Source organism: Actibacterium lipolyticum, assembly GCF_900184935.1.
GTDB classification, from domain to species: Bacteria; Pseudomonadota; Alphaproteobacteria; order Rhodobacterales; family Rhodobacteraceae; genus Actibacterium_A; species Actibacterium_A lipolyticum.
Genome location: NZ_FXYE01000002.1, coordinates 1602871 through 1614355 on the forward strand (window position 1 = coordinate 1602871; position 11485 = coordinate 1614355).

Genomic DNA, 11485 nt, shown 5'->3' on the forward strand with positions numbered 1-11485 from the left:
CTTTACCCTTTACCCCGATCAGAGATCAGCTTTCCAACCAGTTGTGCCGTATAATCCACGATCGGAACGATGCGGCCATAGTTCAGCCTGGTCGGTCCGATCACGCCTACGGCACCAATGATCTTTCGGTCAGAGTTCATATATGGAGACACCACCAAAGAGGAACCCGAAAGTGAAAAAAGCTTGTTCTCTGCGCCAATAAAAATACGCACACCGTCCCCATCTTCGGTAAGTTCCAAGAATTCGGCGATGTCTCGCTTGCGTTCAAGGTCATCGAATAGGTTTCTGATGCGCTCCAACTCTTCTGCCTCGGCGCTCTCTTCTAAAAGATTCGCCCGGCCACGAACGATCAGCCGCTCATAGGACTGACCTTCATTCTCCCAAATTGCCATGCCGCTTTCGACCATCGCGTGGGCAAGGCTATCAAGTTCTTGGCGACGTGCGGTGATCTCGTGCTCCATCACCTGACGCAGTTCGCTTACGGTTCGCCCTTCGGCCAGCGCATTCAAAAAGTTCGCCGCCTCGCGCATCGAAGATGGCGTTTGGCCGGCGGGTGGTGTGAACACGCGGTTTTCAACGTGGCCATCCGCGAAGACCAACACAACCAACGCGCGGTCATGCCCAAGGCTTACGAATTCAATGTGCCTGATCGGCGCTTCGTGCTTGGGCGTTAGCACCAAGCTGGCGCCATGGGTCACCCCCGACAGTGCCGAACCCACGCGATCAAGCATCGTGCCGACATCGCGTTCATTCGACCCTAACGTCGCATCAATCTTTTCACGATCGTCGGTATCAAGGTCGCGCACCTCTAACAGGCCATCGACGAACATCCGCAAACCCATATGGGTCGGGATGCGACCAGCAGAGATATGAGGGCTGTCGAGCAAGCCCAGATACTCCAGATCCTGCATCACATTGCGGATCGTGGCGGCGCTGACCTTTTCTTCCATCGTGCGGGTCAGGGTGCGCGAACCGACCGGGCCACCAGTCTCTAGATAGCCTTCAACCACGCGGCGGAACACTTCCCGGCTTCGCGCGTTCATCTCGTTAAGAATGTTCGGCCCATCGTTCACCGGAACCATCTCCTTGGTGCTCTGCCATTAAAGACCAAGCGTTAGCGGCGTCAATCGGGCTTGCATCATGCCGCCCGTCATGTGAGCAAGTCAGCAACAAAGCGAAAGGACTATCTGATGCGCCCCTCTGGCCGTGATGTAAGCGAAATGCGCCCGATTTCAATTGAAACAGGCGTAACTAAACATGCCGAAGGGTCGTGCCTGATCAAGATCGGCGACACGCATGTGCTGTGTACTGCCTCTCTTGAAGCGCGCGTTCCGCCGTTCATGAAGAACAGCGGCCTAGGCTGGGTGACGGCAGAATACGGCATGCTGCCGCGTTCGACAGGATCGCGGATGCGCCGCGAAGCGACGGCTGGCAAGCAAGGTGGCCGGACGGTTGAAATTCAGCGCCTGATTGGCCGCTCCCTTCGTGCCGGTGTTGACCGCGTTGCCATGGGCGAACGTCAGATCACCGTTGACTGTGACGTTATTCAGGCCGACGGCGGCACCCGCTGCGCCTCGATCACCGGTGGCTGGGTCGCGCTGCGTTTGGCTGTGAACAAACTGATGAAGGCGGGCGACATTATTTCCGACCCGCTGGTTGATCCTGTGGCGGCTGTGTCCTGTGGTATCTATGCAGGCCAGCCCGTGCTTGATCTGGATTATCCCGAAGATAGCGTTGCAGGCGTCGATGGTAACTTTGTCATGACCGGCACTGGCCGCATGATTGAGGTTCAGATGTCCGCCGAGGGCGCAACCTATTCCCGTTCGGAAATGGACGAACTGCTGACTTTGGCCGAAAAAGGCGTGGCCGAATTGGTTGCCGCCCAAAAAGCAGCCGTGGAGGGCTAAATGCGCAAGTTCGACGGAGATACCCTGCTGGTCGCGACCCACAACAAGGGCAAGCTAGAGGAGATTTCGCATCTTCTTAAGCCTTTCGGCATCTCCGTCACCTCTGCGGGGGACCTTGGCCTGGACGAGCCTGAGGAAACCGAAACTACATTCGTCGGCAACGCCCGGATCAAGGCGCACACTGCGGCGAAGGCCACCGGCCTTCCCGCACTTGCCGACGACAGCGGGATCGAAATTGACGGTCTTGATGGCGCACCCGGTGTTTACACGGCGGATTGGGCCGAAACCCCCGACGGGCGCGATTTCGTGATGGCAATGACCAACACTTGGAACAAACTGGAAGAGGCGAACGCCCCCTTCCCGCGCACCGGCCGGTTTTGCTGTACCTTCGTTTTGGCCTGGCCTGATGGTCATGACGAAGTTTTCGAAGGTCACGTAGATGGCCAAATCGTTTGGCCGATGCAGGGCAAACAGGGCCACGGCTATGACCCAATTTTCCGTCCCGACGGATACACGGTGACCTTCGGCCAGATGGACTGGGCCGAAAAGAACCGCATCAGCCACCGCGCAAATGCGTTTGAAAAACTTGTGAGGCTCTTTGAAAGTTGACGATTGGCAAAACGGCGGCTTCGGCCTTTATCTTCATTGGCCGTTCTGTCAGGCGAAATGCCCTTATTGCGACTTCAACTCTCATGTTTCCGCGCTGATTGATCAGGATCGCTGGAAAAACGCCTATCTTTCCGAAATTGCCCGTGTTGGCGCTCAAACGCAGGGCCGCGTGCTGAACACCGTATTTTTCGGTGGCGGCACACCCAGCATGATGGAACCTTCGCTTGTCGCTGCGATCATCGAAAAGATCCGCGCGACATGGCCCACCTCCAACGACATGGAAGTGACCTTAGAGGCAAACCCAACTTCGGTCGAAGCCGGTCGGTTTCAGGGCTATCGCGATGCGGGCGTTAACCGCATTTCGATGGGCGTTCAGGCGCTAAACGATAATGACTTGCGGCGTTTGGGACGACTACACAGCGTCGCAGAGGCCCGCGCGGCCTTTGACATCGCGCGTAACACCTTTGACCGCGTCAGTTTCGACCTGATCTATGCCCGCCAAGATCAATCCGCTGATCACTGGCGTGCGGAATTGTCCGAAGCCCTGACCATGGCGATTGACCACCTGTCGCTCTATCAGCTGACGATTGAATCCGGCACCGCATTTGGTGACCGCTATGAGCGCGGCAAACTGCGCGGGCTTCCCGATGACGACAGCGCCGGCGACATGTATTTCATCACCCAAGAGCTTTGCGAAAAGGCGGGTATGCCTGCTTACGAAGTGTCAAATCACGCCCGTCCCGGCTCTGAATCCCGTCACAACAAAATCTACTGGCGGTACGGCGATTATGCTGGCGTTGGCCCCGGTGCCCACGGTCGGGTTACAATTGACGGCAACCGCTATGCCACCGATACGCCATTGCAACCCGGCGCATGGCTGAATTCCGTCGAAAAAACCGGCAGCGGAGAAGCGAATAGCATCGCCCTGCCCTTGAAAGATCAGGTAACGGAATATCTGTTGATGGGGATGCGGCTGATCGATGGGATCAGCCTATCCCGATACGAAAGCCTTGCCAGAAAACCGCTTTGCCATAATAAAATCAATGAGTTAAGTGAAATTGGCGTGGTAGTACATGAAGGCGACAATTTGCGCCCAACCCCCCAAGGCCTCGCGGTTCTGAACGCCGTATTGCGGGAACTTTTGCCGGAGTAGCACGAAAATGCGTATCGTTTGGCTGATTTTGGGGCTTGTCGCTGTCGGTCTGGCGATGATCGGGGCCGTGCTTCCGCTTTTGCCAACAGTTCCGTTCTTGCTTTTGGCCACGTTTTTCTTCGCCCGCTCATCCGAACGGTTGCACAACTGGCTTTTGACACATCCAACTTTCGGGCCACCAATCATCGATTGGCAAGAATCCGGTGCGATCAGTCGACGGGTAAAGTGGATTTCCAGCGCGTCTATAGCCGCGGCATTTGGCCTGTCACTCGCGATGGGTGTCAGGCCAACAATTTTAATGGTTCAAGCTGTAACGCTGTGCGCGGTCGCCGTGTTTATATGGACCCGCCCAGAGGCGTAGCCGTCAAAACCCGGCACAGGTCATCCAAATCTTCCAACGTTTTATAGCTGATCACCAGCTTCCCGGATTCCTGCCCATCCGCGTGATCAATCGCGACTTTCATGCCAAGATTAGCAGACAGGTCATTTTCCAACGCACGGGTATCGGCATCTTTTTCACCAGCAGGCGCCGCGGTACGCGCCTTTGTTGGCTTTGGCCCCTTCGCCAGCTTTTCGGTTTCCCGAACAGAAAGGCCTTTGGCGATCACCTCGCGTGCCAAAGCGGCGGGGTTTTCAGTGGTGATAAGCGCTCGCGCGTGGCCCGCTGAAATCTGCCCTTCTTGCAAATATTCCTGCACCTCTTCCGGCAGCTGAAGCAGACGCATCAAGTTCGCAATGTGGCTGCGGCTTTTGCTCAACGCCTCGGCCAGTTTTTCTTGCGTATGACCAAAACGGTCCATCAACTGGCGATAACCCTGCGCTTCTTCCACCGGATTAAGGTCCGCGCGCTGAATATTCTCGATAATCGCAACTTCCAACACCTCTGTGTCGTCGAGCTCGCGTATAATTACCGGCACTTCGTGAAGTTGCGCCATCTGAGAGGCACGCCAGCGCCGTTCCCCAGCGATAATTTCGAAGGTTTCGGCCTTTCTGCGGTTCTCTCGAACGATCAGCGGCTGAATTACGCCCTTCTCACGGATAGAAGCGGCCAGTTCTTCCAGCGCTTCGGGCGAAAAACGGCGGCGCGGCTGGTCAGGGTTTGGAAACAGCTTTTCAATGGGAACGTTCAAATCGGCGCGGCGCGGCGCGGCGGCATCTGTTTTCTGGCCATCATCAAGGCTGACATCCGCCATAAGCGCGGAAAGTCCCCGGCCAAGACCGCGTTTTTCGGGCTTCTTGCTCATTCTTTAGGTCTCCTCACGCGCTTACGGGCGACGGCAATTTCAAAATCTCTCGGGCCAGGTTGCGATATGCTTCGGCACCGCGCGATGATGGATCGTAATCCAGAACCGGCATCGCATAAGATGGCGCCTCACTTACCCGAACATTTCGCGGAATTACCGTATTAAACACCAAACCACCAAGATATTCGCGCGCATCTTTTTCGACCTGTTGGGACAAGTTGTTGCGTCCATCATACATGGTCAACACAACACCTTCGATTCTAAGGTCCGGATTTGCTGTCTGGCGAAGCTCTCTAATTGTCAGCATAAGCTGCGAAAGCCCCTCCAACGCGAAGAATTCACTTTGCAACGGCACAAGGATGGAATGCGCTGCAACCATCGCATTCACCGTCAACAGGCTAAGCGAAGGTGGGCAATCAATCAGGATGTAATCAAAGCCATAACTGTCCATCGCGGGCTGGCGCAGCGCATCAAACAGCAAAAAGCTTCGTTTTTCGCTGGAAACCATTTGAATGTCGGCAGAGCTTAGATCCGTCGTCGCAGGCGCAATCAAAAGCCCCTCGACATCCGTCGCGCGGATAACTTCGTTTAGCGGCGCTTCGTCCAGCAACAGGTCATATGTTGTGCGCTCTCGCTGGTTGGCCTCAACACCTAGACCTGTCGAGGCGTTACCCTGCGGGTCAAGATCGACGATCAGAACCGTCAAACCTTCGGCGGCCATCGCAGCGGCCAAGTTGATGGTCGTCGTGGTTTTACCCACCCCGCCCTTCTGGTTTGCAACAGCGATGATTTTCGGCCCCTCTGGGCGCGTCGGATCAGACACGGGCAAGACCTCCAACTGTGAGAATGACCGCGTTCGGATCGGTACGGCTTACTGATTTTTGAACGTCAAATCGCCACTTTGCAAGCGCATCGGAGATTTCCTGCTGATGCGTTGCGCCTTTCAGAAAAATGGCGGTGCCTTTGGGTGACAGGTGGCGTTCCGCGAACTCAAACAGCCCAGCAAGCGAGGTTAAAGCGCGCGCGGAAACCACATCAGCGCCTTGCGGATCGGTTTCTTCGATGCGCTTGGCAATCACCTCGGTCGTAACGCCCGTTTCGCGCGCGACTGTTCTAAGGAAGGTCGCCTTTCGCTGATCGCTTTCGACAAGCGTGACTTTCATATCGGGTGCCTTTTCAGCAGCGATTATCGCAATGACCATGCCGGGAAAGCCGCCACCGCTGCCCAGATCAACCCAATGTTTGGCGTCAGTCGGCGCAAGTTCGAAAATCTGAGCGGAATCCTTAAAATGACGGCTCCATGCGTCGTTAAGCGTTGTTTTACTGACCAAATTGATCGCCGGGTTCCATTTTTTCAGCAACGCTTCGTAGGTCTGCAAACGCTCCAATGTTTCACGTGAAACATCCAAGCCCAAGCTATTCGCTTCGCTCATGCGGATTTACGCTCCTTCTGACGCAGCTTCGCCAACAGCAATGTAAGCGCCGCTGGCGTCATCCCATCAACACGGCCGGCTTGGCCCAAGGTGGCCGGGCGAACTCGGCCAAGTTTTAGCTTTAGTTCGTTAGAAAGCCCGCTTAGCGCGTCGTAATCAAAGTCCGCTGGAATGCTTTGCGCCTCGTCCCGCTTCATCGCTGCTACATCTTGCTTCTGCCGCGCGATGTAGTTTGCGTACAATGCATCCCGTTCGACCTGAGAGCGGATTTCTTCGGGAACAGCGGCCAGATCAGGTGCCAACCCAATAATGTCGCCAAAGGTCACATCTGGGAAAGACAACAAATCAAAGCCCGATCGGCGCGTTCCGTCCGCGCTAACCTTGATCCCCGCCTCGCCGACTTGTTTGGGCGTCAGGGATAGTGCGTCGAGTTTCGCACGGGCGTCCGCCATCTTATCCATCTTCGCAGAGAAAATTTCCCCGCGCTCATCCCCGACGCAGCCAAGCTCCATTCCAAGCGGCGTCAGGCGCTGGTCTGCGTTATCCGCCCGAAGGGAAAGCCGGAACTCTGCGCGCGAGGTGAACATCCGGTACGGTTCCGTAACGCCGCGCGTCACAAGATCATCGATCATAACGCCGATGTAGCTGTCAGTGCGGCTGAAAATGACAGGTTCCTGACCTGCGACGTGCTGCGCGGCGTTTAAGCCGGCGACCATACCTTGGGCCGCAGCTTCCTCATATCCTGTGGTTCCGTTGATCTGGCCCGCAAGATATAGGCCCGGAACGTCCTTTAGCTGAAGCGTGGCCAACAGCGCGCGCGGATCGACGTAGTCATATTCAATCGCGTATCCGGGTTGCAGGATCGTCGTATTTTCAAGCCCACGGATCGAATGAACGTAATCTTCCTGCACATCTTCAGGCAGCGAAGTGGAGATGCCATTTGGATAAACCGTGTGGTCATCCAAGCCTTCAGGTTCCAGAAAGATTTGATGAGACGTTTTGTCGGCGAAGCGCACGACCTTATCTTCGATTGACGGGCAATACCGCGGCCCGACCCCGTCAATGTGCCCACCATACATGGCCGAGCGGCCAAGGTTATCGCGGATGATATCGTGTGTTTTTTCGTTGGTATGGGTAATCCCACAGGAAATTTGCTGCGCGAATGGCGTCGTCGACATAAATGAAAACAGCACTGGATCATCGTCGCCGGGCTGGCTTTCAAGACCTTCCCAATCAATCGTGCGCCCATCAAGACGCGGCGGTGTACCTGTTTTCAAGCGGCCAAGCGGCAGGCCGAAGCTATCAATCCGTTCCGCCAATTTGACAGAAGGCTTGTCGCCCATACGGCCCCCGGGGCGCTGGACATCACCGATATGAATAACGCCGCGCAGAAATGTGCCCGTGGTCAGAACAACCGCACCAGAGTGAAGCTCGGATCCGTCGGCCAATACGACCCCAGAAACGGTTTTTCCCTTTAAAATAAGGTCTGTCGCCTCCCCCTCCACCACGGTAAGGTTTGGGGTCGCTTCGATAAACGACAGCATCGTTTCGCGGTAAATCTTACGATCTGCCTGCGCACGCGGGCCTTGAACCGCAGGGCCTTTACGCCGATTCAGCAGCCGGAATTGAATACCAGCACGATCAGCAACCTTACCCATAAGGCCGTCCATTGCGTCGACTTCCCGGACCAGATGCCCTTTGCCAAGCCCACCAATCGCTGGGTTGCAGGACATAACGCCGATGCCCGAACGTTTCAGCGTGACCAAAGCAGTACGCGCGCCAAGCCGGGCCGCAGCGTGCGCTGCGTCCGCTCCGGCGTGGCCGCCGCCGATCACCACAACATCAAAGTCGCGATGTTTCACGTGAAACACTCCTTACTTACCAAGACAGAAACTAGCGAAAATCTCATCCAGGATATGCTCTACATCCACACGCCCCACGAGGGAATCGAGGGAACGGATGGCAGTGCGAAGCTCTTCCGCGGCAAGCTCCGCGCTGTCTGCCCCCCTCAATACCTGATTCCGTGCCGTCGCAATAGAGGCCAGTGATCTAACAATCGCCACCCTGTGGCGTTCGCGCGTCGCTGTCACCGCGCGGGCGGCTTGGGTTTCAAGATGCGATGTAATATCGGCAATCAGCTGCGCAACCCCCGCACCCGTCTTGCCAGAAACTGCGCGGGCAGCGGTGCCTGAAAGATCGGCTTTTCCTTGAACGACAATGTCTTCGGGCGCTGGTTCAAGGCCCAGATCATCGCTGCCATCGCCCAGCAAAAACACGCGAAGGTCTGCGCCCGCTGCGCGTTCTTTCGCGCGGTCAATTCCGATGCCTTCAACAACATCCGCGGTTTCGCGCAATCCGGCGGTGTCCAAGACCGTTACCGGAAGGCCACCAAGGTCCATCCGAACTTCGATAACATCGCGCGTCGTGCCCGCATATTCCGAGGTGATCGCCGCCTCGCGACCAGCTAACGCATTCAAAAGAGTGGACTTTCCAGCGTTCGGTGGGCCGACAATCGCCACCTCAAACCCTTCTCGGATGCGTTCAGCGGCAGACACACCGGCTGCTTCGCGCTGCAAATCCGATTCTACACGGTCCAGAAGCTCCAAAACCTCGGGCGAGACGTCGACGGGAACGTCTTCGTCGGCAAAATCTATCGTCGCCTCGATCAGAGCGGCCGCGCGAATAAGGTCAGATCGCCAGGATTCAGCCCGTTGGCCAATGGCGCCGGATAAAACACGCAGGGCCTGTCGCCTCTGCGCCTCAGTCTCGGCTTCGATAAGATCGGAAAGACCCTCAACTTGGGCCAGATCCAAGCGTTCGTTTTCCAAAGCGCGGCGGGTAAATTCGCCCGGTTCCGCAAGGCGCAACCCGTCAACGTCGGACAGGGCGCGCAAAACGGCGGTAACGGTGGCCGGGCTGCCATGGGTGTGCAGCTCTACGACCTCTTCGCCGGTAAAGCTTGCGCCACTTTCAAACCAAAGGATCAGCGCCTCGTCCAACAGCGTGCCGTCAGCGGAATGCAGATTTCGTAATCCGGCCATACGCGGTTTCGGCAACGACGCCCCGAAAGACGCCACAGCCGTTTTCGCATCCGGCCCGGATATCCGAATGACGGCTACACCGGCTTTGCCGCGCGCCGTAGCGAGAGCATAAATGGTATCCACCGACATTTTCCCAACGGAAGAACGTTAGCTGTTCATTGAATCGAAGAATTCGGAGTTCGTCTTCGTCTGCTTCAACTTCGAAATCAAGAACTCGATCGCGTCTGTCGTGCCCATCGGGTTCAGAATCCGGCGCAGCAAGAATGTCTTTTGCAGATCAGCCTTATCAACCAACAGATCCTCTTTCCGTGTGCCGGATTTAAGAATGTCCATCGCTGGGAAGACGCGCTTGTCAGCAACCTTACGATCAAGAACGATTTCGCTGTTACCCGTACCTTTGAATTCTTCAAAGATGACTTCGTCCATCCGGCTCCCGGTGTCGATCAACGCCGTTGCGATGATGGTCAGGCTGCCGCCCTCTTCGATGTTTCGGGCTGCACCAAAGAAACGCTTGGGGCGTTGCAATGCGTTTGCGTCCACACCACCGGTCAAAACCTTACCCGAGGATGGAACCACGGTATTGAAGGCACGACCAAGTCTTGTGATCGAGTCGAGAAGGATAACAACATCTCGTTTGTGTTCGACCAAACGCTTGGCTTTTTCAATAACCATTTCCGACACGGCAACGTGGCGCGTCGCAGGTTCATCAAAGGTCGAGGAGATAACCTCACCCTTAACGGAACGCTGCATATCGGTCACTTCTTCCGGGCGTTCATCGATCAGCAGAACGATCAGATAACACTCTGGGTGGTTCTGCTCGATCGAGTTGGCGATATTTTGCAGCAGCACGGTTTTACCTGTGCGCGGCGGCGCCACGATTAGCGAACGCTGGCCCTTACCGATGGGCGCAACCAGATCAATAATCCGTGCTGAACGGTCTTTGACTGTCGGGTCTTCGACTTCCATTTTCAGACGCTCATCGGGGTACAGCGGCGTCAGGTTGTCGAAGTTGATTTTGTGGCGGGCTTTCTCTGGATCTTCGAAGTTGATCTGAGAAACCTTGGTGATCGCGAAATAACGCTCATTCTCGCGCGGGGCCTGCATGACGCCTTCGACGGTGTCACCGGTACGCAGCGAATGTTGACGGATCATGTCAGGTGATACGTAAATATCATCTGGGCCCGGCAGATAGTTCGCTTCGGGCGAACGCAGGAAACCGAACCCGTCTTGCAGAACCTCAAGAACGCCATCACCGGAAATTTCCCAGCCTTCTTCGGCGCGCTCTTTGAGGATGGAGAACATCATGTCCCCCTTGCGCATCGTCGAGGCGTTCTCGATCTCCAGCTCTTCCGCCATAGACAGCAAGTCTTTGGGGCTTTTCGCTTTAAGATCGGATAGATTCAGACGTTCTTCGGTCATGGGAATGGGAACTACACTTTGGCCTTTCGCAACGAAGCGATCAGGTCTGTCAAGAATGGGAAGATCAAGGGCAGGACTGCCCGTTAAGCGATCACATAAGGGCTCAACCCACGCGAGTCAACGAAATCAGAACTTAACGATCACTGAGACAACGATAACAAGCATCAAAATCGTCGGAACTTCGTTCATCAGCCGGTATTGTCTGCCTGTCAGGGTGTTGGCCCCTGCAACGAATTCCTTACGCCGACGTCCAAGCCAATGATGGAACCAAGTCATCCCAAGCACGCTTGCGCCCTTCGTGTAGGGCCACACAGCGGACCAATCGACAATTCCCGGGGTGAAGGCCAACGCAAGCCCAAAGACCCACACAGCGATCATCGATGGGTTCATGATGAACCGCAGCAGTTTGTATTCCATCGTTTGGAACAGAGCATCGGTGTCTGACCCGGTTTCCACCCTTTCGACGTGATAGACGAAAAGCCTGGGAAGATAGAACAGCCCTGCCATCCAGGTCAGAACAGCGATGACATGAAGGGACTTCGTCCAAGGATAAGCGCTGGCCAGAAAATCGCCCATGTTGAAATCTTATCCCTGTGCTGTGTTTCGGGCTCCCTTCTAAAATAATAAAAGAAAAAAAGAAAAGATGATGATGATGTAGGGGCTGGGGATAATGGGGATT

The 11485-nt window shown here is 55.7% G+C and carries 12 protein-coding genes; 4 read left to right on the forward strand and 8 right to left on the reverse strand.

The genetic code is table 11. The features are described from left to right. Positions 1-2: 2 nt before the first annotated feature. The gene (hrcA, locus tag COL8621_RS16425; protein WP_093968654.1) at positions 3-1073 is read right to left on the reverse strand and encodes a heat-inducible transcriptional repressor HrcA; all 1071 of its coding nucleotides are present in this window, start codon (positions 1071-1073) and stop codon (positions 3-5) included. Between the two features lie 117 nt (positions 1074-1190). Here hrcA and rph point away from each other — a divergent pair, with 117 nt between their 5' ends. From rph to COL8621_RS16445, 4 genes are read left to right on the forward strand one after another with little or no spacing between them, the layout of a single operon-like run. Further along, positions 1191-1907, forward strand: coding sequence for a ribonuclease PH (gene rph, locus COL8621_RS16430; RefSeq protein WP_093968348.1), 717 nt, complete (start codon positions 1191-1193; stop codon positions 1905-1907). Then, on the forward strand, positions 1908-2516 hold the full coding sequence (gene rdgB, locus COL8621_RS16435; RefSeq protein ID WP_093968349.1) for an RdgB/HAM1 family non-canonical purine NTP pyrophosphatase: 609 nt from the start codon (positions 1908-1910) through the stop codon (positions 2514-2516). Next, positions 2506-3669 carry a radical SAM family heme chaperone HemW gene (gene hemW / locus COL8621_RS16440; protein ID WP_093968350.1) on the forward strand — a complete coding sequence of 388 codons (1164 nt, stop codon included), beginning with the start codon at positions 2506-2508 and terminating at the stop codon, positions 3667-3669. Before rdgB ends, hemW begins: the two co-directional genes overlap by 11 nt. Before the next feature lie 7 nt (positions 3670-3676). Beyond that, complete coding sequence (locus COL8621_RS16445; RefSeq protein WP_093968351.1) at positions 3677-4030, forward strand: YbaN family protein; 354 nt, start codon at positions 3677-3679, stop codon at positions 4028-4030. Here the strand turns inward: COL8621_RS16445 and COL8621_RS16450 are convergent. The 7 genes from COL8621_RS16450 to hemJ all read right to left on the reverse strand — a co-directional run bounded on the left by COL8621_RS16450 (position 4005) and on the right by hemJ (position 11382). Beyond that, a complete protein-coding gene (locus COL8621_RS16450; protein ID WP_093968352.1) occupies positions 4005-4913 on the reverse strand; it encodes a ParB/RepB/Spo0J family partition protein in 909 nt (302 codons plus the stop codon). The genes COL8621_RS16445 and COL8621_RS16450 overlap by 26 nt on opposite strands. Before the next feature lie 13 nt (positions 4914-4926). Further along, entirely contained in the window at positions 4927-5736 is an 810-nt protein-coding gene (locus COL8621_RS16455) for a ParA family protein (protein WP_093968353.1), read from the reverse strand. Continuing rightward, positions 5729-6346, reverse strand: coding sequence for a 16S rRNA (guanine(527)-N(7))-methyltransferase RsmG (gene rsmG / locus COL8621_RS16460; RefSeq protein WP_093968354.1), 618 nt, complete (start codon positions 6344-6346; stop codon positions 5729-5731). Before rsmG ends, COL8621_RS16455 begins: the two co-directional genes overlap by 8 nt. After that, complete coding sequence (mnmG, locus tag COL8621_RS16465; RefSeq protein ID WP_093968355.1) at positions 6343-8217, reverse strand: tRNA uridine-5-carboxymethylaminomethyl(34) synthesis enzyme MnmG; 1875 nt, start codon at positions 8215-8217, stop codon at positions 6343-6345. The genes rsmG and mnmG overlap by 4 nt, the downstream gene beginning before the upstream one ends. 3 nt (positions 8218-8220) lie before the next feature. Further along, positions 8221-9510, reverse strand: coding sequence for a tRNA uridine-5-carboxymethylaminomethyl(34) synthesis GTPase MnmE (gene mnmE / locus COL8621_RS16470; RefSeq protein ID WP_093968655.1), 1290 nt, complete (start codon positions 9508-9510; stop codon positions 8221-8223). A gap of 24 nt (positions 9511-9534) precedes the next feature. Beyond that, positions 9535-10806, reverse strand: a complete 1272-nt coding sequence (gene rho / locus COL8621_RS16475) for a transcription termination factor Rho (protein ID WP_093968356.1) — start codon at positions 10804-10806, stop codon at positions 9535-9537. 126 nt (positions 10807-10932) lie between these two features. After that, entirely contained in the window at positions 10933-11382 is a 450-nt protein-coding gene (hemJ, locus tag COL8621_RS16480; protein WP_093968357.1) for a protoporphyrinogen oxidase HemJ, read from the reverse strand. Between the last annotated feature and the right edge of the window lie 103 nt (positions 11383-11485).